This window comes from Streptomyces lincolnensis, from assembly GCF_021173675.1.
Taxonomy (GTDB): Bacteria; Actinomycetota; Actinomycetes; order Streptomycetales; family Streptomycetaceae; genus Streptomyces; species Streptomyces lincolnensis_B.
This window is the reverse complement of the sequence record NZ_JAIHON010000014.1, coordinates 141,864-160,923: the sequence shown is the minus strand read 5'-3', so window position 1 is coordinate 160,923 and position 19,060 is coordinate 141,864. Positions and strand designations below refer to the sequence as shown.

At 71.8% G+C, this 19,060-nt stretch carries 16 protein-coding genes and 2 pseudogenes; 3 read left to right on the top strand and 15 right to left on the bottom strand.

Annotated features, from left to right (window positions below; genetic code table 11):
• Positions 1-2: 2 nt before the first annotated feature.
• From K4B79_RS36340 to bldG, 7 genes and pseudogenes are all read right to left on the bottom strand, one after another.
• Positions 3-200 carry a hypothetical protein gene (locus tag K4B79_RS36340; RefSeq protein ID WP_232031687.1) on the bottom strand — a complete coding sequence of 66 codons (198 nt, stop codon included), beginning with the start codon at positions 198-200 and terminating at the stop codon, positions 3-5.
• A gap of 340 nt (positions 201-540) precedes the next feature.
• Positions 541-1,166 (bottom strand): annotated as a pseudogene (locus K4B79_RS36335) (protein kinase domain-containing protein); the annotation flags it as partial.
• Between the two features lie 69 nt (positions 1,167-1,235).
• Entirely contained in the window at positions 1,236-2,753 is a 1,518-nt protein-coding gene (locus K4B79_RS36330) for a DUF7059 domain-containing protein (RefSeq protein WP_232031686.1), read from the bottom strand.
• A gap of 121 nt (positions 2,754-2,874) precedes the next feature.
• Positions 2,875-3,465, bottom strand: a complete 591-nt coding sequence (locus K4B79_RS36325; RefSeq protein WP_232031685.1) for a small secreted protein — start codon at positions 3,463-3,465, stop codon at positions 2,875-2,877.
• A gap of 196 nt (positions 3,466-3,661) precedes the next feature.
• Positions 3,662-6,067, bottom strand: coding sequence for a sodium-translocating pyrophosphatase (locus K4B79_RS36320; protein ID WP_232031684.1), 2,406 nt, complete (start codon positions 6,065-6,067; stop codon positions 3,662-3,664).
• A 304-nt stretch (positions 6,068-6,371) separates the two neighbouring features.
• The gene (locus tag K4B79_RS36315; RefSeq protein ID WP_232031683.1) at positions 6,372-6,809 is read right to left on the bottom strand and encodes an ATP-binding protein; all 438 of its coding nucleotides are present in this window, start codon (positions 6,807-6,809) and stop codon (positions 6,372-6,374) included.
• Positions 6,810-6,928: 119 nt separating this feature from the next.
• Positions 6,929-7,270: an anti-sigma factor antagonist BldG gene (gene bldG, locus K4B79_RS36310; protein WP_024885807.1), complete on the bottom strand. Its 342-nt coding sequence runs from the start codon at positions 7,268-7,270 to the stop codon at positions 6,929-6,931.
• An 82-nt stretch (positions 7,271-7,352) separates the two neighbouring features.
• Between bldG and K4B79_RS36305 the strand changes: the two genes are divergently transcribed.
• Positions 7,353-10,040, top strand: a complete 2,688-nt coding sequence (locus tag K4B79_RS36305) for a DEAD/DEAH box helicase (RefSeq protein WP_232031682.1) — start codon at positions 7,353-7,355, stop codon at positions 10,038-10,040.
• 40 nt (positions 10,041-10,080) lie between these two features.
• Here K4B79_RS36305 and K4B79_RS36300 read toward each other — a convergent pair.
• From K4B79_RS36300 to ssd, 7 genes and pseudogenes are all read right to left on the bottom strand, one after another.
• Positions 10,081-10,395, bottom strand: a pseudogene (locus tag K4B79_RS36300) (Rv3654c family TadE-like protein); the annotation flags it as partial.
• Positions 10,392-10,820 carry a TadE family type IV pilus minor pilin gene (locus tag K4B79_RS36295; protein ID WP_374208552.1) on the bottom strand — a complete coding sequence of 143 codons (429 nt, stop codon included), beginning with the start codon at positions 10,818-10,820 and terminating at the stop codon, positions 10,392-10,394. The pseudogene K4B79_RS36300 and the gene K4B79_RS36295, both read right to left, overlap by 4 nt.
• On the bottom strand, positions 10,807-11,025 hold the full coding sequence (locus K4B79_RS36290) for a DUF4244 domain-containing protein (RefSeq protein WP_232031788.1): 219 nt from the start codon (positions 11,023-11,025) through the stop codon (positions 10,807-10,809). The genes K4B79_RS36295 and K4B79_RS36290 overlap by 14 nt, the downstream gene beginning before the upstream one ends.
• Before the next feature lie 162 nt (positions 11,026-11,187).
• Complete coding sequence (locus K4B79_RS36285; RefSeq protein ID WP_232031680.1) at positions 11,188-11,982, bottom strand: type II secretion system F family protein; 795 nt, start codon at positions 11,980-11,982, stop codon at positions 11,188-11,190.
• Between the two features lie 142 nt (positions 11,983-12,124).
• On the bottom strand, positions 12,125-12,994 hold the full coding sequence (locus tag K4B79_RS36280; protein WP_232031679.1) for a type II secretion system F family protein: 870 nt from the start codon (positions 12,992-12,994) through the stop codon (positions 12,125-12,127).
• Positions 12,978-14,204, bottom strand: coding sequence for a TadA family conjugal transfer-associated ATPase (locus tag K4B79_RS36275; RefSeq protein WP_232031678.1), 1,227 nt, complete (start codon positions 14,202-14,204; stop codon positions 12,978-12,980). Before K4B79_RS36275 ends, K4B79_RS36280 begins: the two co-directional genes overlap by 17 nt.
• Positions 14,201-15,313: a septum site-determining protein Ssd gene (ssd, locus tag K4B79_RS36270; protein WP_374208551.1), complete on the bottom strand. Its 1,113-nt coding sequence runs from the start codon at positions 15,311-15,313 to the stop codon at positions 14,201-14,203. Before ssd ends, K4B79_RS36275 begins: the two co-directional genes overlap by 4 nt.
• 609 nt (positions 15,314-15,922) lie before the next feature.
• On the opposite strand from ssd, the gene K4B79_RS36265 reads away from it, so the two are divergent.
• A complete protein-coding gene (locus K4B79_RS36265) occupies positions 15,923-16,756 on the top strand; it encodes an HAD family hydrolase (RefSeq protein WP_232031676.1) in 834 nt (277 codons plus the stop codon).
• A 368-nt stretch (positions 16,757-17,124) separates the two neighbouring features.
• On the opposite strand, the gene K4B79_RS36260 is transcribed toward K4B79_RS36265, so the two are convergent.
• Complete coding sequence (locus K4B79_RS36260; RefSeq protein ID WP_232031675.1) at positions 17,125-17,949, bottom strand: oxidoreductase; 825 nt, start codon at positions 17,947-17,949, stop codon at positions 17,125-17,127.
• A 101-nt stretch (positions 17,950-18,050) separates the two neighbouring features.
• On the opposite strand from K4B79_RS36260, the gene K4B79_RS36255 reads away from it, so the two are divergent.
• A complete protein-coding gene (locus tag K4B79_RS36255; RefSeq protein ID WP_232031674.1) occupies positions 18,051-19,031 on the top strand; it encodes an ATP-binding protein in 981 nt (326 codons plus the stop codon).
• Positions 19,032-19,060: the final 29 nt, after the last annotated feature.

Here is a 19,060-nt window from a genome sequence, read left to right as displayed (position 1 = left end):
TTTCACAGGCGGCTGAAGCACCACGTTCCGAGGGCGAGGGCGAGCAGCGCGAAGAGGGTCGCGAGGGTCGCGGATGCGACAGGGCTCACACCGAGGGCCACCGGTTGGCGGTGTCGTACACGGATCACCGTCCACACCAGCAGGCCGCCCCCGAACAGGGAGAACACCACGCCCGCGAAGATCGCCGGTCCGCTCTCCATGGCCTGTGCCGCCCCTTCGCTCTCCGACCGCGAGTGTCCAGTGCGTGGAGGCTGACACGCGTGGGCGGCGCCCAGGAGAACCCTGGGTGAACGGGGGATCGACAAGGTCGCGGACTCCCCCGTTCCGCCCCGGGAGCATCCCGCGCGGCTCGGCCAGAGGCGCCTCGGACCGAGCCGGGCGCACGTGTATTTCCGGTCGTCCTACCGTTGTCGGCCCGGCTCACGGTGCATCTCATGGTGCATACGGCCTTGGTGAAGCCCTTCTCGTAGCTCATGTCCGGGGGCGCCTCCTCGTAGTCCCAGCAGTCGCCGACGCTCATCCGGCCCACCCCCATATTCGTGCCGGCGTCGCGGAAGCGGCCCGCTTCGCCGCCTGTCGCGGCATGGCGGCCGAGTACGAGACAGAACCGGGCGTGCCGAGGATGCCGGCGGTGGCGGTGAGCCGGGGCTCGTGGGACTCGGGCCGCAGTGCGATGCCGTAGTCGGTGAGCAGCACGCGCGCGCAGGGGTCGCCCGAGGAGGCCGGTGCCAGAGGAATGGAGGGATGTTGGCCGGTTTCACATCCCGGTGAAGGATGCCGACGCGGTGTCCCGGCGTGAGCGCGTCGAGGACGGCGAGTCCGATCCGCGCCACCTCGGACGGCGGCAGCGGCCCCGGACGCCGTACGACGACCTGGAGGCCGAGCGCGTCCGGGACGTACTCCATGACGATCCACGGCAGCCGCTCGTGCACCTCCACGTCGTGCACCGTCGCCCCATGCGGATGGCCGCGCAGCCGTGCCGCGTGCCGGGCCTCGCTGCGAGCGGGGGCGCGGGCACGCGCGACGCGGTGTGCGGGCTGGCCCGCGTCCATCGCCCCGTCCGGAAGCGCGATCTCCTTCAGCGCGACTTCGCGGGCCAGTTCCTCGTCGTGCGCGAGTCATGCGTGAGTCATGCGCGGGCCATGCGCGAGCCGCACCCGGCCCATGCCACCCGCGCCCAGGGCCCGCGGCAGCCGGTACCGGCCGTCGACGACCCTGCCCCCACCTCGGCGAGGTCACGCCGGCTCGATGAACCCCTGTTCCACCAGCAGCCGGATCTGCGCCGGCGTACGGTCCCGCAGCAGCACCGGATCCTCGCCGACCAGTTGGGCGATCGCGTCCAGAATGCGGCCGGCGCTCAGCGAGCCGTCGCACACGCCCGCGAAGCCCGCGCCGACGGTGTCCACCTTGGTGGCCCGGCGCATCCCGCGGTTCTGACGCAGCACCACATGCTCCGGGTCCTCGGCGCCGGGCAGCCCGACCTGCTCCTGGACGACCTCGGTAACGAGCCTGAAGTGCGCTTCGAGCAGCGACGCGTCGTCGTGCGCCCGCAGGTAGTCGAGGCGCTCGAAGTGCGCCCGCACCGCGTCCCCGAGCGGCTGCTCGACCGGATGCGGCCACTCCTCCACGGTGACGGAGGGCACGGCGGCGCCGGTCTTCCGCAGGGTGATCCAGCCGAAGCCGACCGCCTTCACCTTGCGCGCCTCGAACTCGTCCAGCCAGGCGTCGTAGCGCGCCTGGTACTCGCTCACGTCACCGCGGTGGTCGCCGGAGTCCCGCAGCCACAGCTCGGCGTACTGCGTGACGTCCTGCACCTCGCGCTGCACGATCCACGCGTCGCAGCCGCGCGGCACCCAGGACCTGAGCCTGTCCTGCCAGTCCTCTCCTTCCACGTGCTGCCAGTTGGCGAGGAACTGCGCGAACCCGCCTTCGACCAGTCGCTCCCCCGCCCCCTGAACGAGCGAGCGGCACAGATCGTCCCCGCCCATGCCCCCGTCCCGGTACGTCAGCCGCGCACCCGGCGAGATCACGAACGGCGGGTTGGACACGATCAGGTCGTACGTCTCGTCGTCCCGGACCGGCTCGAACAGCGAGCCCTCGCGCAGGTCGGCGGCGGGAGCGCCGGACAGGGCCAGGGTGAGCGCGGTGATGTGCAGGGCACGCGGGTTGAGGTCGGTCGCCGTCACCCGGGTGGCGTGCTGGGCGGCGTGCAGCGCCTGGATCCCCGAGCCGGCGCCCAGGTCGAGGGCGGCCGAGACGGGCGTACGGACGGTGATGCCGGCCAGGGTCGTGGAGGCGCCGCCGACGCCGAGGACGACGCCCTCGTCGCGGCTGCCGATGCCGCCGGCGCCGCCGACCGCGCACCCCAGGTCGGACACGATGAACCAGTCCTCGCCACCGGGTCCGCCGTACGGCCGTACGTCCACGGCCGCCGCCACCTCGTCGGCGCCGGCCGGAACCAGCCACCCGGTCTCCAGGCACGCGGCGACCGGCAGAACGTCCGCCACGCGCGCGTGCGGCACGGGCTGCTGCAGCAGGAACAGCCGTACGAGCGTCTCCAGCGGCGTGTCCCCGCGGGTCGCCCGGAGCGCGGGCACGGTCTCGCTCCGGGCGAGCGCCGCGTACGCGGGCGCGCCGAGGAGGTCGAGCAGCCCGTCGGCGGTGAAGGACGCCCCGAGCAGGGCGTCCCTCAGCCGGGCGCTGACGTCGGGGCGGTCGGAAGCGGGCAGGGCGTGCAGGCCGGTGTCACTCACGCCCCCATTGTGACCCGCGGACCGGCCGGAGCGCTCGGCCCGCCGGCCGGCCCGGGACGGTGGAGCCGCGCCGCCTCAGCCGGTGCAGGCGCGCCGCCTCAGCCGGTGCAGGCGCGCCGCCTCAGCCGGTGGTCGCCGACGGCGTGGAGGAGGCCGACTTGCAGCTCTCCTGCTTGGCCATCGCCTTGCCGACGTCACCCTCCTCCAGGGTCTTCAGGGCGTCGTTCCCGGTCTGGCTCAGCTTGTCCAGCGAGGTCGCGATGTCCTTGAGGCCGTCCGCGAACTTCGCCTGGTCCTTGGTGTCGAGCTTGTCGACCTGCGCCTTGAGGGAGGCGTACGACGTGGACAGCCCGTTGAGCTCCTTGACCGCGTCCTGCTGCTTCTTCTCGCCGTTCTCGACGTCCGGCGCCCCGGCCTTGGTCACGGCGGCCCCGATCGCCTTGTAGGCGTCCGACATGTCCTGGAAGGCCTGCGCGTCGGTCTTCTGGACCTGGTCCGGCGTGCTGTTGTCCGAGGTCTCCTTCTGGATCGCGGCGTTGGCGGCCGCGATCTTCTTGGCCTGCGGCTGTACGGCGTCGCAGACGTCCTTGGCCCAGGAGTTCAGCTTTTCGCTGCTGTCGTCACTGCTGCATCCGGACAGCGCCAGTACCAGTACCGCACCGCCGGACAGTGCGGCCGCGAGCTTCTTGTTCACCGGATTGGTCCCTTCCATGGCTCTCGGCCCCGGAACATACACGCCAAGGGGACGACACCCTCACGCCGAGCATCCCTTATGCCCATCATTGAAGCCATTTGCACCAAGAGAGAGAAGGCTCACGGCCAGGGCGCGCACACGCACAAGGCGGGCGGGCGGCGCGTCAATTCGCGCCGCCCGCCCGCCCCTTGAACTGGGCCTCGGAAGAACCCGCCTACGAAACCACTGCCGGATCGGCCGACTTGGACTTCCGGTCGGCGTTGTCTTCGTCACCCATGGCGATCCCGCGCCGTTTGGAGACGTAGACCGCGCCGGCGATCACCAGGAACGCCAGCACGGCGATGGTGATCCGCACACCGAGGTTCTCGTCGTCGCCGTAGCTGAACTTGATGACCGCGGGCGCGATGAGCAGCGCCACCAGGTTCATCACCTTCAGCAGGGGGTTGATCGCCGGACCCGCGGTGTCCTTGAAGGGGTCGCCGACCGTGTCGCCGATCACCGTGGCGGCGTGGGCCTCGCTGCCCTTGCCGCCGTGGTGGCCGTCCTCGACGAGCTTCTTGGCGTTGTCCCAGGCGCCACCGGAGTTCGCCAGGAACACCGCCATCAGCGTGCCCGCACCGATCGCGCCCGCGAGATACGAGCCGAGCGCGCCCACGCCGAGCGTGAACCCGATGAAGATCGGCGCCATCACGGCGAGCAGCCCGGGCGTGGCGAGTTCCCGGAGCGCGTCCCTCGTACAGATGTCGACGACCTTGCCGTACTCCGGTTTCTCGCTGTAGTCCATGATCCCGGGATGCTCGCGGAACTGCCGCCGCACCTCGTAGACCACGGAACCCGCCGACCGCGACACGGCGTTGATGGCGAGCCCCGAGAAGAGGAAGACGACCGCCGCGCCCGCGATGAGCCCGACGAGGTTGTTGGGCTGGGAGATGTCCATCATCAGACTCATGGGCGCGCCGTCGCCGGACACCTTCTCGCCGACGTCCCGCGCGCCCGTGAGAATCGCGTCACGGTACGACCCGAAGAGCGCCGCCGCCGCCAGGACGGCGGTGGCGATGGCGATGCCCTTGGTGATGGCCTTGGTGGTGTTGCCCACCGCGTCCAGGTTGGTGAGCACCTGCGCGCCCGCGCCCTCGACGTCGCCGGACATCTCGGCGATGCCCTGCGCGTTGTCGGAGACGGGCCCGAAGGTGTCCATCGCGACGATCACGCCGACCGTGGTGAGCAGGCCGGTGCCGGCCAGCGCCACCGCGAACAGCGCCAGCATGATGGACGTACCGCCGAGCAGGAACGCCCCGTAGACACCGAGGCCGATCAACAGGGCGGTGTAGACGGCCGATTCGAGGCCGACGGAGATACCGGCGAGGACAACGGTGGCCGGGCCGGTGAGCGAGCTCTTGCCGATGTCCTTGACCGGACGGCGGTTGGTCTCCGTGAAGTACCCGGTCAACTGCTGGATGACGGCGGCGAGCAGGATGCCGATCGCCACGGCGACGAGCGCGAGGACCCGCGGGTCGCCGGCGTGCCCGATGATGTCCCGGTCCGTGACGCCGTCGAGGTCCGCGTACGACGACGGCAGATAGACGAAGACCGCGACCGCCACCAGCACCAGCGAGATCGCCGCGGAGATGAAGAACCCGCGGTTGATCGCCGACATGCCGCTGCGGTCACTGCGGCGCGGTGCCACGGCGAAGATGCCGATCATCGCGGTGACCACACCGATCGCGGGGACGAGCAGCGGGAACGCGAGCCCGAAGTCGCCGAAGGCCGCCTTGCCGAGGATCAGCGCGGCGACGAGCGTCACGGCGTACGACTCGAAGAGGTCGGCCGCCATGCCCGCGCAGTCGCCGACGTTGTCGCCCACGTTGTCGGCGATGGTCGCGGCATTGCGCGGATCGTCCTCCGGAATGCCCTGCTCGACCTTGCCGACCAGGTCGGCGCCGACGTCGGCGGCCTTGGTGAAGATGCCGCCGCCGACCCTCATGAACATCGCGATGAGCGCCGCGCCGAGACCGAAGCCCTCCAGGACCTTCGGCGCGTCGGCCGCGTACACCAGCACCACGCAGGAGGCGCCCAGCAGACCGAGCCCCACCGTGAACATGCCGACGACGCCGCCCGTGCGAAATGCGATCTTCATCGCTTTGTGCGAGACGGCGGTGAGATCTTTTTCCGGTTCACCTTCCGCCGGAGTCGCCTCGCGTGCGGCGGCGGCGACGCGCACATTGCTCCGTACGGCGAGCCACATGCCGATATAACCGGTGGCCGCCGAGAACGCCGCGCCGATCAAGAAGAACACCGATCGGCCGATGCGCTGATTCCAGTCGTCCGCGGGCAGCACCATGAGCAGGAAGAACACGACGACGGCGAATACGCCGAGCGTGCGCAACTGCCGTGCCAGATAGGCGTTCGCGCCTTCCTGGATCGCGGTCGCGATCTTCTTCATGCTGTCGGTGCCCTCGCCCGCCGCGAGTACCTGGCGTACCAGGACTCCGGCCACCACCAGGGCGGCCAGGGCCACGACGCCGATCACCGACACCATGACCCGGTTGCCGTCGGTCAGTACCGCTGCCGCGAGGGCTGTGGAGTGGTCAAGCTGATCTGGGGAAGAAAGCCCCGCCATTCGTCCTCCTTGACGCTTGGGCTGAGCTCAAGATGTGGACGGAGTCTAGAGATCTGTTCCTGATCAAAACAGTACGCGGTAAACGGAATCTGCCACACCCTGCGGACAGACCGGAGATCAGATCGGAGATCAGACCGGCGGGCATCCCGGTAACGCCTCGAACGCATTTTCACCCGATCGGCTGATCAACTGATCAGAAATTGATCGTGAATTCCTTCACGAATTCAAAATGCTCTTGAAAATGCAACGAGGGCCCCTGCTGAGCAGGGGCCCTCGCAAGCGACGGGAGACGGAAGGTACAGCCTCAGGGAAGCACCGCGACCGGCGGTGTGGTCGGCCAGGTCATCCGGATCGACCCGCCGTGTTCCCCTGCCGTGACCTCCACGTCGTCGACGAGTCCGCTGATGACGGCGAGACCCATCTCGTCCTCCTCCATCTCCGCGTCCGGGTCCTCGCCCGCGGCACCGGGGGCCCGGTCGCCGGGGGCATGACGCGGCGCTTCGTCGCCGACCTCGATGGAGAACTGCTTCTCCTCCTCGATCAGCAGCACCTTCACCGGCGCGGTGATGCCGCCGTTCTGGTGCAGTCCGACGGCACGGGTGCAGGCCTCACCGACGGCGAGCCTGACCTCGTCGAGGACAGCCTCGTCCACCCCGGCCCTGCGCGCCACCGCTGCCGCCACCAGTCGGGCGGTCCTGACGTGCTCGGGCAGCGCGCTGAAACGGAGTTCAACGGTGGCCATGCATCCCCCTCGGTACTACGGGCGTGCGGTCGGGGGACCGGGCTGCCGAAAGCCCGGACCCCCTTGTTTCAACGTCGGCCGTCCGGGCGTGGACCCTTGCGCCACGCCCGGAGCGGTGGTCAGTCGGTTGCCGCAACCGCTTCCTCGACCGAGGTGTGGATCGGGAACACCTTGGTGAGGCCGGTGATACGGAAAATCTTCAGAATGCGCTCCTGGTTGCAGACCAGGCGCAGCGAGCCCTCATGGGCGCGCACCCGCTTCAGTCCGCCGACCAGGACGCCGAGACCGGTGGAGTCGAGGAAGTCCACGCCCTCCATGTCGACGACAAGGTGGAAACTGCCGTCATTCACCAGCTCGACCAGCTGCTCGCGCAGCTTGGGCGCGGTATATACGTCGATTTCGCCACCGACCCTGACGATCGTGCGATCGCCGATGGTCTCGGTCGACAGGGACAGGTCCACGGATCCTCCAGCACCTTGCTATCGAGCGGTCGCCCCTCGGGACACCTCGGCTTGAAGCCCCCAGGACGGTTCGCCAGCCGCGATGGCATTCAATCACTTACCGGCAGGCGTGCACGACGCCTTGGTCCCATTGTCCGTCACGCCGGTGACACACTCGGTGCCGATGGCCAAGAATCACCGATCCGATCAGCCCTCGGCGGACCCCGTGTCCCGCCTCGCACCGAGCACGGTCCTCGACCGGCTCGCCGCGGGGCCGAGCCGGGCTTCGCGCATCACTCATACGGAGCACTTGCCCCCGCGCGAGGGCCGCCATGCCGTCTGGCCGGACCGGATCCGAGCCGAGGTCATCGCCGCCGTGCAGGCATGCGGTATCGCGCATCCCTGGGCCCATCAGGCCCTCGCGGCCGAGCACGCCCTGGACGGCGACTCGGTGGTCGTCGCCACCGGAACCGCCTCCGGCAAGTCCCTGGCCTACCTCGTCCCGGTCCTGTCGACCCTCCTGGACGGCTCCGAGGCGCCCAACGGCCGCGGCGCCACCGCCCTCTACCTGGCCCCCACCAAGGCGCTGGCGGCGGACCAGTGCCGTTCCGTGAAGGAACTTTCACAACCTCTGGGCACCGCGGTGCGCCCCGCCGTGTACGACGGCGACACCCCGGTCGAGGAACGCGAGTGGGTCCGCCAGTACGCCAACTACGTCCTGACCAACCCCGACATGCTGCACCGGGGCATACTCCCGTCCCACCCCCGCTGGTCGTCCTTCCTGCGCTCTTTGAAGTACGTCGTCATCGACGAATGCCACACCTATCGCGGCGTCTTCGGCTCCCACGTCGCCCAGGTGCTGCGCCGTCTGCGCCGCCTGTGTGCCCGCTACGGCGCCTCTCCCGTCTTCCTGCTGGCCTCCGCGACCGCCGCGCGGCCCTCGGTCGCCGCGGGCCGTCTCACCGGCCTCCCGGTGGTCGAGGTGGCCGACGACGCCTCGCCCCGCGGTGAACTGGTGTTCGCCCTCTGGGAGCCCCCGCTCACCGAGATGCAGGGCGAGAAGGGCGCCCCGGTCCGCCGTACGGCCACCGCCGAGACGGCCGATCTGCTGACCGACCTCGCCGTGCAGGGCGTCCGGTCGGTGGCCTTCGTCCGCTCCCGGCGCGGCGCCGAGCTGATCTCGGTGATCGCCCAGGAACGCCTCGCCGAGGTCGACCGCTCCCTGGCCCGGCGCGTGGCGGCCTACCGCGGCGGCTACCTCCCCGAGGAGCGCCGCGCCCTCGAACAGGCCCTCCATTCCGGCGAACTCCTCGGCCTCGCCGCGACGACCGCGCTGGAACTCGGCATCGACGTGTCGGGGTTGGACGCCGTGGTGATCGCCGGCTACCCGGGCACGCGCGCGTCCCTGTGGCAGCAGGCCGGCCGCGCCGGACGGGCCGGACAGGGCGCCCTCGCCATCCTGGTCGCCCGCGACGACCCCCTGGACACCTTCCTCGTCCACCACCCCGAGGCGCTGTTCCAGCAGCCCGTGGAGTCCACGGTCCTGGACCCCGACAACCCCTACGTCCTGGCTCCGCACCTGTGCGCGGCTGCCGCCGAACTACCCCTCACCGATGAGGACTTGGAGCTGTTCGGCCCGGCCTGCGAGGAACTGCTCCCCCAGCTGGAGGCCGCGAAGCTGCTGCGTCGCCGGACCAGGGCCTGGCACTGGACCCGCCGGGAACGGGCCGCCGACCTCACCGACATCCGCGGCGAGGGCGGCCGACCGGTCCAGGTCGTCGAGACCGGCACGGGCCGGCTGCTGGGCACGGTCGACGCCGGCGCCGCCCACACCTCCGTCCACGAGGGCGCGGTCCACCTCCACCAGGGCCGTACCTATCTCGTCCGCTCCCTCGATGTGGAGGACTCCGTCGCCCTGGTCGAGGAGGCGAGCCCTTCGTACTCGACGATCGCCCGCGACACGACCTCGATCTCCATCCTGGAGACGGACATCGAGGTCCCCTGGGGCGACGGACGCCTCTGCTACGGCTCCGTCGAGGTCACCAACCAAGTGGTCTCCTTCCTGCGCCGCCGGCTCATCACCGGCGAGGTACTGGGCGAGACGAAACTCGACCTCCCTCCTCGTACGCTCCGCACACGCGCCGTGTGGTGGACGGTCACCGAGGACCAGCTCGACGCCGCCCGGATCAACCCGGAGATCCTCGGCGGCGCCCTGCACGCCGCCGAACACGCCTCGATCGGCCTGCTGCCCCTCTTCGCCACCTGCGACCGCTGGGACATCGGCGGGGTGTCGATCCCCCTCCACCCCGACACGCTGCTGCCCACCGTCTTCGTCTACGACGGCCACCCCGGCGGCGCGGGCTTCGCCGAACGGGCCTTCCACACCGCCCGCGAGTGGCTCACCGCCACCCGAGAGGCCATCGCCTCCTGCGAGTGCGACGCCGGCTGCCCGTCCTGCATCCAGTCCCCCAAGTGCGGCAACGGCAACGACCCGTTGCACAAGAGGGGCGCGGTACGGCTGCTCACGGTGTTGTTGCGGGGGGCTCCGGGGGAGAAGCCGGGGGAAATGCCGGAGGAGAGGCCGGGAGAGCAGGTCAGGGAGGAACCGGAGCCGGAGCGGGAACCCGCGCGGGAGCCGGTGCAGCGGCCGGGGCGTCCGCCGGAGACGGCTCCGGCGCCGGGAGCGGGTCCTGCGCCGGGACCGAGCCCTGCCCGGGGATCGAGTCCGACGCCTGGGCCGAGTTCGACGCCAAGTCCGAGTCCGGCCCCGGAGGTCCCGCCCGGGCCCTGACCTCCGTCACGAACGGTCCCCCTCCCGCCGCCGCCGTCACGTCGGAGGTCTCGCCGACGAGCACGCACCGCACGAGCCGGGTCCCCTGAGCCCGCGCCACCCGGTCCGCCCGGGCGCAGGCCCCCGTGGTGCCGTCCGCCCAGTGGTCCGCCGCGGCGAGGGCCGCGAGGTCGGCACCGCCGGCGGCGCGATGCCGGTTCACCACGGCCTGCCCGAGGGCGAGGACGACGACGAACACCACGCCGAAGACGGCGATCACCCCGAGACTCCAGACGGTGGCGGACCCACGGTCCGAGGAGTCGTCCCTCCGCCAACCGGCCCTCCTCCAGCGCGCCTTCTTCCAACCGGCCCTCATCCGACCCCCTCCGGGGTCTCACCCGCGGTCCGGGGCGCCGCCTCGACGGAGGCCACGGCCTCCTCCCGTACCTCGAACGGCAGGCCGTGCAGAAGCGGGGGCTTCGCCTGCACAGCGACCCGGACCTGGCCGCCCTCCCGGACGACGGTGACCTTCGCGCCCCGCGGTGCCGTCCCTCGGGCCACCGCGACGACCGCACCGTCGGGATCCTGCCGGGCCGCCGCGCGGGCCCCGGTCCTCGCCGCGTCCACGCACTGGATCTGCGCGGCCACCACCAACAGCGTCCACACCAAGGCCGTCGCGACCATCACCAGCGCGGGCAGCACCATGGCAGACTCCATCGTGACGAACCCGGAGTCCGAGCGGTGACGCGATCCCCGTCCCAGGCCCGCGCCGCCCCCTCTCCCCCGCTCACACGCCCGCATCGAGCGCCCGCTTCACGATGCCCTGCAGCTCCGCGCTGACCTGACCGCTCGTCACGACCTTGTACAGGACCACCGCGAACGCCACCGCCGCGACGATTCCCATGGCGTACTCGGACGTGACCATCCCCGCGTCCTTCCGGGCCGCACGCACCCCGAACACCGCCCATACCAGCGCACGCAGCCGCGCCCATCCCGCCTTGTACATCGCGGTGTTCGTCGCCCTGTTCCTTGCCCTGTTCGTCGCCGTGCGCATCGCTTCGTTCATCGCCCTGCTCATCTCAACCCCCGTGGGTTTCCGTTCCGTTGATTGACCACTTGCTCGACCGACTCCCTGCCGACCGACGCACTCCCGACCGACCCACCCCCGTCATCCACCACCCCCTCCGCCTCCCAGCGCTCCCCCCGCCAGCCCGATCACCACGGGCACCACACCGACCGTGATGAAGGCGGGCAGGAAGCACAGCCCCACCGGCGCGGTGACCATCACGGCCGCCCGCCGTGCCCGTGCCGTCGCGTCGCGTGCCCACGCGGCGCGGGCGTCGGAGGCGAGCCGGGCGACGGGCCCGGCCGCGGGCAGCCCGGAGACATCGGCTCGTTCCAGCAGCCGCGCCAGGTCGCCCGCCCCCGGTGTCGCGGCGAGCCGTCGCCACGCCTCTCCCGGTTCGCCGCCCAGCCGTACCTCCGCTGCGCCGCGCGCCAGCCCTTCGCCGACCGAGCCGCCGAGAGCCTCACCGACGGCTTGCGCCGCGATCACCGGCCCTGCGCCAACCGTGATGCAGGCGGCCAGCAGATCGGCGGCGAGCGGCAGTTGCCGAGCGGCCTCACGGGCCTCGGTCTCCCGAGCGGCTCCGGTCACCGCCTGCCGAAGGTGCCACCGCCACAGGCCCGCCGCGACAACCGGTCCGACCACCGCGCCGATGACACCGCCGACGAGCATCCACACGGCAGCCGCCACGCACACCACCGGCAGCCACCGCCGGACGAGCTCCCGCACCTCGAAGCGCGGACCGGCCCGATGCACCTCCGCGACCGCCACCACCGCGGCCAGCCGCCGCCGTATCCTCCGTTCGCCCCGCGCCTCCGCCACCCGGCGCACCAACCACCCGAGGACGAGCACCGCCCCCAGAACAACCCCCAGCCTGTGGACAACTTCCCCGTTCACACCGCCTCCTGCCACGAACCGAACCGAACCGAACCGAACCGAACCGAACCGAACCGGAACCCGAGCCGGACCCGAACCGACTCCGCCGACGCCCACACGCACGCCCACCCCCGCACGCCCACCCCCGCTCCCCGCCCGCCCGTCACACCTCCTCGGCCCCCCGCACGATCCGCGCCGCCCACCACACCCCCAGCCCCTCCAGCACCCCACCCACGAGCAGGCAGCCGACCCCCGCACCGGTGTGCAGCAGCACGTGCAGCGGATCGGCGCCCAGAGCCGTGCCCAGGGCCAGGCCCAGGACCGGCAGCCCCGCGAGCATCACCGCCGTCGACCGCGCACCCGCCAACTGGGCGCGCAGATCCGCACGCTGGTCCCGCTCGACGCGCAGGGCTCCTTCGAGCCGGTCGAGTCCGGCCGCGAGGCCGGCGCCCTGGTCCACGGCCACCCGCCAGCACGCGGCGAGGCCCAGCAGTCCCTCGGCGCCCGGCTCCCGCGCGGCCGTCGCGAGCGCACCCGGCACATCGCCGCCGAACCGGGCCGCGGCCAGCACGGCCGCTTGTACGTCACCGAGCCCGCCGGAGTCCCGGGCGGCCGACAGCAGCGCCTCACCCGGCTGCCGTCCGGCGCGCACCTCCCCGGCGAGTGCCGCGCACAGCGCGATGACCGCGTCCCCGCGCCGTTCCCGCGCCCGTCTCGCCTCCCGGGCCAGCCGCACGCGCCGCAGCAGCGGCACCCCGGCCAGCCCCGCGACGGCCGGCAGGACCGAGGCGCCGAGCACGGCCAGCACCAGCCCGGCCGCCGCCGACCACCACTCGGCCCGCAGTCGCCCCCGGATCCTCCGCAGCTCCCCGACCAGGTGCCGCCAGGGCGGCGGCCCGGCGCCCACCACCCCGCCGCCCGCGAGCAGCAACTGCGCCCGCCGCGCCCCGGAGTGCCGTCCGCCCAGCAGCCAGACGGCGGCTCCCACGCACACCGCGGCCGCCCCCATCGACATCTCACTCGCCCCGCTCATCGCGCCGCCCCCCGTCCAAGAAGTCGGTGTCGGTGCGCAGCAGCCCCCGCAGCCGCTCCCACCCCCGCTCGGAGACGAACGCCCGCGCGCCCCACCGCAAGGCGGGCACCGTCCGGACCAGACCCGACGGATCCCGCTCCAGCACATGCACCTCGGCGATCCGCCGCCGTCCGGCCCGGTCACGCACCAGATGCAGGACGACCGCCAGGGCCGCCGCCACCTGGCTGTGCAGCGCGGCCCGGTCGAGGCCCGCGGCCGTGCCCAGGGCCTCCAGCCGGGCCGGCACATCGGCCGCCGCGTTCGCGTGGACGGTGCCGCAGCCGCCCTCGTGGCCGGTGTTCAACGCGGCCAGCAGGGAGACCACTTCGGGCCCGCGCACCTCACCCACGACCAGCCGGTCCGGTCGCATCCGCAGCGCCTGCCGGACAAGGTCCTGGAGGGTGACCAGTCCTGCGCCCTCCTGGTTGGCGGGCCTGCTCTCCAGCCGTACGACGTGCGGGTGGTCGGGCCTGAGCTCCGCCGAGTCCTCGGCGAGCACGATCCGCTCGTCCGGCCCGACGAGCCCCAGCAGCGCGCTCAGCAAGGTCGTCTTGCCGGTGCCGGTGCCGCCGCTGATCAGGAAGGACAGCCGTGCCTCCAGCAACGCCCGCAGCACCCGGTCCCCGCCCGGCGGCACGGTCCCCGCCGCCACCAGTTCGTCGAGCGTGAACGCCCGCGGCCGGACGACGCGCAGCGACAGGCAGGTGCAGCCGACGGCCACCGGAGGCAGCACCGCGTGGAGCCGGGTCCCGTCGGGCAGCCGGGCGTCCACCCAGGGCCGCGCGTCGTCCAGGCGCCGTCCGGCCACCGCGGCCAGACGCTGCGCGAGCCGCCGTACCGCTGCGGCGTCCGGGAAGGAGACCGCGGTCAACTCCAGTCCGCCGCCCCGGTCCACCCAGACCCGGTCCGGGGCCGAGACCAGCACATCGGTCACCGACGGATCGGCGAGCAGCGGTTCCAGCGGGCCGCTGCCGACCAGCTCGGACCGCAACTGCTCGGCCGCGCCGAGTACTTCGGCGTCCCCGAGGACCCGCCCCTGTTCCCGCAGCGCCTGCGCCACGCGCGCGGGCGTCGCCTCGGCCCCGCTCTCGGCCAGCCACTGCCGCACCCCGTCGAGCAACCCCGCCGAGGTCGTCCCCCGTCCTGCACCAACCCCTGTGCTCGTCCTCACGCCGCCCTCGCCTCCAGCAACGCCCGCTCCCAGAACTCCTTGCAGAAGCGCGCGAGGGGTCCGCGCGGGGCCGAGGCGGGAGGTTCCTTGCCGCCGTGCGGACGCAGCAGGGCGGTCTCCACGGGCATCTCGCCGGCCAGCGGCAGCCCGAGCAGTCGGGCCACCTCGCGGTCGTCGAGTCCGGGGGCGTACGGCCCGCGCACCACCACCCGCAGGTCGCGCAGGACCATGCCGACGGCGGACGCCATACGGCCTGCCGCGGCGACGGCACGCAGTTCCGCGGGGACCACGAGCAGCCCCACGTCGACCTGGGCGAGGACCTCGGCGACTCCGTTGTCCATACGGCGGGGCAGGTCGACGACGACCGTGCCGCCCCGGCGCCGGGCCGCGGCGAGCACCGCACGGACCGCCTGGGGCGGGACGGCGACACAGTCACCGCGGTCCCAGCTGAGCACCCGCAGCTCGTGCAGCCGCGGCAGGGACTCCTCCAGGGCTCCGCCGCCGACCCGTCCGCGAGAGGCGGCGAACGCGGGCCAGCGCAGCCCCTCGGCCGTCTCCCCGCCGAGCAGGACGTCGAGACCGCCCCCGAGCGGGTCGGCGTCCACGAGGAGCGTGCGCAGCCCTTCGCGCGCGGAGGTGACGGCGAGGGCGCAGGCCAGCGTGGACGCCCCGGCCCCGCCGCGGCCGCCGATGACGCCGACGGTCAGCGCGGGCCTGCCGACGCCCTCGGCCACGTCGGCGATGCGGTCGACCAGCCACTGTTCGCCGTCGGGCAGCATCAGGACGTGGTCGGCGCCGATCTCGACGGCCCGCCGCCAGATCCCGGAGTCGTCCTGGTCACGGCCGACCAGCACCACGCCGTCCCTGCGCGCGGTCCCCCGCACCCGCCGGGCGGCGTCGTCGCCCACCAGGACGAGCGGTGCCGTCTCCCAGCCGGCCCTGCCCTCCGGTACCCCGTGGTGGACCTCGGGTGTGGCGCCCGCCGCCGCGCACAGGCGCAGCAGGTCGTCCAGCAGTTCGGTGTCCTCCGTGACGATCAACGGCCTGCCCTGCCGCCCTCCGGCGGTGGGCGGCGGATCGTGTGTGACGGCTGCGGCCATGATGTCCATCCCCCTTCGCTGCGCCCCGCGCGGCCACTGCGGACCCCGCGAGTCGTTCCGCTCGCGCGGCCCCTGCGGTCACGCGATTCCCAGCCATGTGGAGAACCGGCAACCGGCCTCCATATGAACGGCCGATACGAACCGGCCAAACCCGCCCGCCCAATCGGAACCAGCCATGAAGTCGGCCCGAGCGGGGCGTGCTGGAATCACGGTGCAGCGATCCCGGAAATCGTGTGGATCTTGGTCGATAACTGTGGACAACTCGGCGGTTGTGAATATCGCCGTCACCCATACCGGTGACCCCTGTACCACCCCCTGTGCGACCTCCGCAGAGCAGCGCGACAGCTACACAGAGTGACGGATCATGGGTATGCGAAAGAGGCGGCCGCAGCCGCCTCATCTCGGCCTCACGACCGCCTGCAGAAGAGGAAAAACCCATCCGGACATGCGACGACCCCCGCCGGGGGGGAGAGCGGGGGTCGTCTCCACGGCCGACTCGGGGGGGGAGGAGTCGGACCGGGTTAGCACGGTCGCGAACGATCCGTGACTTCCATGGTGTACCCGAGAGCCCTCTCAGGCAAACCCACGCGCCCACCTTACGCCGAATGGGCTGCGCCTATGCTCGGGGTTGTGGAAAACCACTCGTTGCCCCGCACAGCCGCCTTCTTTGACCTGGACAAGACGGTCATTGCGAAGTCGAGCACGCTCACCTTCAGCAAGTCCTTCTACCAAGGCGGGCTGATCAACCGCAGGGCCGCCTTGCGTACGGCGTATGCCCAGTTCGTCTTCCTCGTGGGCGGCATGGACCACGACCAGATGGAGCGGACCCGCGAGTACCTCTCCGCGCTCGTGCGCGGCTGGAACGTCCAACAGGTCAAGGAGATCGTCGCCGAGACCCTCCACGACCTCATCGACCCGATCATCTACGACGAGGCCGCCTCCCTCATTGAGGAGCACCACACCGCCGGCCGCGACGTGGTGATCGTGTCCACCTCGGGCGCCGAGGTCGTCGAGCCGATCGGTGAACTGCTCGGCGCGGACCGCGTCGTCGCGACCCGCATGGTGGTGGGCGACGACGGCTGCTACACGGGCGAGGTGGAGTACTACGCCTACGGTCCGACGAAGGCCGAGGCGATCAAGGAGCTCGCCGAGTCCGAGGGATACGACCTGGAGCGCTGCTACGCCTACAGCGACTCGGCGACCGACCTGCCGATGCTGATGGCCGTCGGCCACCCCCATGCCGTGAACCCGGATCGTGCGCTGCGCCGCGAGGCCGTCACGCGCGGGTGGCCGATTCTCGATTTCCACCGCCCGGTCCGGCTCAAGCAGCGGTTCCCGGCGTTCTCGGTACCGCCCCGCCCGGCGCTCGTCGCGGTCGCCGCCATAGGAGCGGCGGCGGCCACCGCGGGTCTCGTCTGGTACGCCAGCCGGCGCCGGTCCGCCACGGCCTGACCTGCCCTTGGGCCGCCGTACGGGATTGTTCGATATCCCGGCGCCCGTTTAGCTCACATTTGAACCTAAAAGTAAAGAAGTACAGCAAGGGCTTCCGCTTGCTCCGGTCCTGGAGTACAAAGGGTTTAACGGCCCGCGGGACCAAGGACATCCGAGAGGATCACCTTTAAATCGCATTTGGCCACACGGACCGAGCATGAACACTGGGCACCCACGCGACGTCGACCCGTCGATTACGGGCCAGCCGCACCAGGTGACGGGCAAAGTTCCCGACCTGATGGGCATATATCGAGGACGCTTGGTACCCCGGTGAACATGCCAGCGGCGGTACGAATCCTCGTACCGCCGCAACCCTTTTCCAGGGACCTCTACGCCGCCCCACGCTGAAGCGCCTCGCACACCGCCGCCGACTCGCGCGCCCCCAGCTCGACCGCCCTGCCGCAGTGCGCGATCCAGGCGCTCATGCCCTCCGGAGTGCCGGAGACATAGCCGTCGAGGGCCGCCAGGTAGGCCGCGCGACCCAGTTCGGCATGGCCCACCTCGGCCGCGCAGACGGACTTCGGGTCGAGACCGCTGCCGACCAGGACGACGCGCTCGGCCGCGCGCGCGACCAGGCCGTTGTGGGAGGTGAAGGGCCTGAGCGCGAGCAGCTCGCCGTGCACGACGGCGGCCGTGACCAGCGCGGGGGCCGAACCGCCCGCGATGATCAGCTCGGACAGCCCCTCCAGCCGGCCGGAGACCTCCGCCTCGCCCGGCAGCGGCAGCTCGACCAGCGGCTCGTCGACGGGCTCGCCCGCCTGCCGCGGACGGCCCACCCCGTCGCCGTTCGTGGCGGCCGCCACCAGATGCAGCCGGGCCAGCACCCGCAGCGGCGACTGCCGCCAGATGGACAGCAACTGGCCCGCCTCGGCGGTCAGCCGCAGCGCCGCGCCCACGACGCGCGCCTCGTCGTCACCACTGAAGTCGGTGCGCCGGCGCACCTCTTCGAGCGCCCAGTCCGCGCCGGACAGTGCCGCCGAACCACGGGCGCCGCGCAGGGCCGCCTCGGAAGTGACCGCGTTGCTGCGGCGCCGCATGATCCGGTGTCCGTAGACCCGGTCCACGGCCTTGCGCACGGACTCCACGGACTCGGCCACACCGGGCAGCGAGCCCAGGGCCGCGAGCGGATCGGCGGTCGCGCCTGTCGTACTCATAAGTACGACCCTACGCAAGACGGTCGCGCACCCCACGATGGAGTGGTCTTCTTCACGGACGCCTGCCACTTACAGCTATGGCGCCACTACGCTTGGTGAACATGAAAATTGCTTTCGTCGGGAAGGGCGGCAGTGGCAAGACCACCCTGTCCTCCCTGTTCATCCGCCATCTCGCGGCCACCGGCGCGCACGTCGTCGCCGTCGACGCCGACATCAACCAGCACCTGGGCCCGGCCCTCGGGCTGGACGAGGCGGAGGCTGCCGCCCTGCCCGCGATGGGCGATCGGCTGCCGCTCATCAAGGAGCACCTGCGCGGATCCAACCCCCGCCTCTCCTCCGCCGACACGATGATCAAGACGACCCCGCCCGGCGAGGGCTCGCGGCTGCTGCGGGTGCGCGAGGACAATCCGGTCTACGACGCCTGCGCCCGGCCGGTGGAACTCGACGGCGACACCGTCCGTTTGATGGTCACGGGCCCCTTCACGGACGCCGACCTCGGGGTCTCCTGCTACCACTCCAAGACCGGAGCGGTGGAGCTGTTCCTGAACCACCTGGTGGACGGCCCCGACGAGTACGTCGTGGTCGACATGACGGCGGGCTCGGACTCCTTCGCCTCCGGCATGTTCACCCGTTTCGACATCACGTTCCTCGTCGCCGAGCCGACCCGGAAGGGGGTCTCCGTCTATCGCCAGTACAAGGAGTACGCCGCCGACTACGGCGTCGTCCTGAAGGTCGTCGGCAACAAGGTGCAGGGCCAGGACGACCTCGACTTCCTCCGCGCCGAGGTCGGGGACGACCTGCTCGTGACGGTCGGGCAGTCGAACTGGGTGCGGGCGCTGGAGAAGGGCCGGCCGCCCCGGTTCGAGCTCCTGGAGGACGTCAACCGTCGCGCCCTGCACCGGCTGCGAACGGCCGCCGACGCCACGTACGAACTGCGGGACTGGGAGCGCTACACCCGCCAGATGGTGCACTTCCACCTGAAGAACGCCCGGTCCTGGGGCAACGAGCGGACCGGGGCCGACCTGGCGGCGCAGGTCGACCCCTCCTTCGTACTCGGCGAAAGCCTCATCACCCTCGTGTGAGCACGGCCCTCACCGGGCTCCGGACACCG